Source organism: Marinobacter sp., assembly GCF_041686475.1.
In the GTDB taxonomy this organism is placed as follows: domain Bacteria; phylum Pseudomonadota; class Gammaproteobacteria; order Pseudomonadales; family Oleiphilaceae; genus Marinobacter.
The window spans coordinates 1-3314 of the sequence record NZ_JAWLDU010000050.1 but is presented as its reverse complement, the minus strand read 5'-3'; the positions used below and the strand labels follow the sequence as shown (position 1 = coordinate 3314).

5 protein-coding genes are annotated in these 3314 nt (G+C 58.4%); all 5 read left to right on the top strand.

The window, feature by feature from the left end; all coding sequences use genetic code 11:
- The coding region (locus tag ACESMB_RS11585; protein ID WP_372971590.1) for an HD domain-containing phosphohydrolase at positions 1-429 on the top strand (429 nt) is incomplete at its 5' end.
- Positions 426-950 (top strand): response regulator, encoded by a 525-nt coding sequence (locus ACESMB_RS11580; protein WP_372926319.1) that lies wholly within the window; start codon positions 426-428, stop codon positions 948-950. The genes ACESMB_RS11585 and ACESMB_RS11580, both read left to right, overlap by 4 nt.
- Positions 951-960: 10 nt before the next feature.
- A complete protein-coding gene (locus ACESMB_RS11575; RefSeq protein WP_372971589.1) occupies positions 961-1629 on the top strand; it encodes a GTP-binding protein in 669 nt (222 codons plus the stop codon).
- Positions 1622-2779: a sensor histidine kinase gene (locus ACESMB_RS11570; protein WP_372971588.1), complete on the top strand. Its 1158-nt coding sequence runs from the start codon at positions 1622-1624 to the stop codon at positions 2777-2779. Before ACESMB_RS11575 ends, ACESMB_RS11570 begins: the two co-directional genes overlap by 8 nt.
- Positions 2780-2788: 9 nt before the next feature.
- A partial coding sequence (locus ACESMB_RS11565) for a response regulator (protein ID WP_372971587.1) occupies positions 2789-3314 on the top strand: 526 nt, incomplete at its 3' end.

Sequence of the window (3314 nt, the reverse complement as noted above, 5' to 3'; positions counted from 1 at the left end):
TCCCAGATTCCACTGGGCTCGCGCATTCTGAGACTGGCAGTGGACTTCATGGAGCTGCAGTACGGCCTGATCCTGGAGCGCCGGGTTTCCCGTGACAATGCCCTGAAACTTATCAAACGCTACCGGGAGCGGCTTTACGATCCGGAGATTGCAGACCTTTTCCTGGAGGTGTGCGTTGAGGTGGCTCCCGATGTAGAGCATGAAGACCCGGACATCGTCGCCCTCGACACTCTGCGGCTGAGGTCCGGCATGGTGCTGGCCCGCAACCTCTATGCGGCTTCCGGCATGCTGTTGCTGAATGAGGGCAAGGAACTGACCTCCCCGCTCATCGATAAACTGGTGGCGTTCGAGAAAGGCGAACCGGACGGTACCCGCTATGCGGTGTATGTACACCGTCCGGACGAAGAAGAAACGGAGAAAACATCATGATCAAGATTCAGCTGGTGGATGACGAACCCAACATCCTTAATGCTCTCAAACGCCTGCTGCGGCCCCACGGTTGGGAAATCCATACCTATAACAACGTGGAAGCAGCTCTGACCGGGCTACTGGAACACCGCTTTGCCGTCATCATCTCCGACTACCAGATGCCCACGGCCGACGGTGTGACCTATCTGCAGTTTGCCAAGCAGCGCCAACCGGATGCCATGCGCCTGGTACTGAGTGCCTACGGTGACCGCAACTCCATGATCAAGGCCATCAACCAGGCGGAAGTCTATCGCTACCTGTCCAAGCCGTGGGATGACTATGAAGTGGTGGCAGCCATCAGGTCCGCCATTGATATCTACGAGCTGAAAACGGAAAACCAGCGGCTGCTGGACGAAGTGAATGCACAGCGCCGGATGATCAGGGCCCGGGAGCAGGAACTGTTGCGCCTGGAGAAGGACAACCCGGGCATCACCCGCGTTCAGCGCGATGCCGATGGCTCCGTGCTCATCGGCGACCGGTGAAGAGGTTCTGATGGCGGATCATAGCCCCGAAGACAACAGGCTGGCTCTCAAGGTGGTGTTTTACGGCCCTGCCCTGAGTGGCAAAACCACCAACCTGATGCAGCTTCATTCCCTGCTGAATCCCCAGCGCAAAGGCGAACTGATGGTGCTGGAAACCCGTGACGACCGCACTCTGTTCTTCGACATGCTGCCTATCGGGCTTAAGGGCGATTCCGGGCTGGATCTGCGGCTGAAGCTGTATACCGTGCCCGGCCAGGTCCAGCACGACAGTACCCGCAAGGCGGTGTTGTCCCGCGCCGACGCCGTGGTGTTTGTGGCGGACTCCCAGACCAGCCAGCAGGACAACAACGCCACGGCGTTCGGGAACCTGGAGGAAAATCTGGAAAAGGTGGGGCTGGATATCGACACCCTGCCCATGGCGGTGCAATTCAACAAACGCGACCTGCCCGGCGTGGTCGCCGATGCCGAACTACAGCAGCGCTGGGCTGAAACACCCTGGGCGCCGCTACAGATGGCAGCCGCACTCCATGGCAAGGGTGTGATCGAAACCTTCCGGGTGCTTCTGGACCGACTCTATACCGAGGTAGACCGGGAGTTCGCGTTGAGCACCGATCACGGCATTGACCGCGACACCTTTATACGGCAGCTGAGTGCTGCCAGCGAGGAGCGCTGTGCGTAACTTTGAGGACGACCCCACACTTGAAGACCTGCTCACTGGAGACCAGCTCCAGCGCCTGAACCGGATGCTCAGCACCCTGTGCCGTGAACCGGTGGAGATCGGCAACAAGCGGAAAACAGACGCGGTAGCACTGGAATTCAACCTTGAAACCGTGGGCTGGCTGTCTGGCGGCAGTTCCGAACAGGAACGACTCGCAGCCGCCGATCTGGTGTCGTTTCTGATGATGTTTATTGCCAAGTACCGGCTTGCGGCCAACCTGCACCATGACACCACGGAAGCCAGTTACGCCGAACTGCAGAAACAGAACGAGGCGCTGAAAGCCTCGAAGGCCCGCTACCGTGCCCTGTCTGACCAGTTGCAGGAAAAAGTGGACGAGCAGGTAACAGTGATCAAGCAGGCGCAGATGGATCTTTACGAGAGCGCCCGGCTGCGTTCTGTGGGTCAGCTGGCCGCCGGTGTGGCCCATGAAATCAACAACCCGATCGGTTTCATGTCCAGCAACCTCAAGGTGGCCGCAGAATACGTCAATGATCTGCGGGAGCTGGTACCGGATTCCAGGCAGAACCGGGAACTGCTGGACGACTTCGCTGACCTGATTGGAGAATCGTCTGACGGTGCCCGCCGTATCGCCAGCATTGTTTCTGATCTTAAAACCTTCTCCAGCATTGATCAGGCTGACTATACCCTGTGCGACATTAATGAACTGCTGTCCAGCGCCATGCATCTGCTTCAGACCGAATACGGCCACGGCCTGGACATCCTGGAAAAACCCGGCGAACTGCCGAAAATATCCGGCCACCCGGCAAGATTGTCGCAAACCTTTTACAACCTTCTCGACAATGCCGCCCAGGCGCTGAAACTGCGGGAGGAAAGTGCCGGGCCTGAATCCTGGGTCGGGCGTATTCTTGCGAAAACCAGTGTCGACTGCGAGGGTATCCGGGTAGAGATTCAGGACAACGGCTGCGGTATTGCCGAAGGCATTCGCGAACGGGTATTCGATGCCTTTTACACCAGCCGGCCGGTCGGGACAGGCACCGGCCTGGGCCTGACCGTTGCCCGCGACACCGCGCGCGCGCATCGGGGCACCATTCAGATCGACAGCAGGGAGGGCACGGGCACCCGTGTCACCCTTACGCTGCCGGTCAGTTAAGGATTCATCATGGCCAAACGCTACGCCTCGCTGTTTTTCAGCAAGGAACCGGACGACAACTCCCGCCCGGTAGCCGAAGCAAAGAAAGCGCCCTATCGTCTGCTGCTGGTGGATGACGAGCCCAACATCCTGGCTTCCCTGCGCCGGGTTTTCCAGCGTGAAAATTACGAACTGCTGTTTGCCAACAATGGCGATGAAGCCTTGCACATCATGGAAAAACAGCCGGTCGAGCTGATCATGACGGACTTCATGATGCCCGGCATAAACGGTAGCGAATTACTCAAGGAAGTGCGGGAACGCTGGCCCAACACCATCCGCATCATGCTGACGGGTCACGCCAATACCGATGCGGTTATGGGTTCCATCAGGGAAGGCGCGGTCTACCGGTTCATCCTCAAGCCCTGGAATGACGACGACATTCGCCTGACCATCGCCCTGGCACTGGAACAGTACGAGCTCATCCAGCGCACACGGTCACTGGAACAACAGACCAAAAAACAGCACAAGGACCTGGAAACCATCAGCAAACTGACGG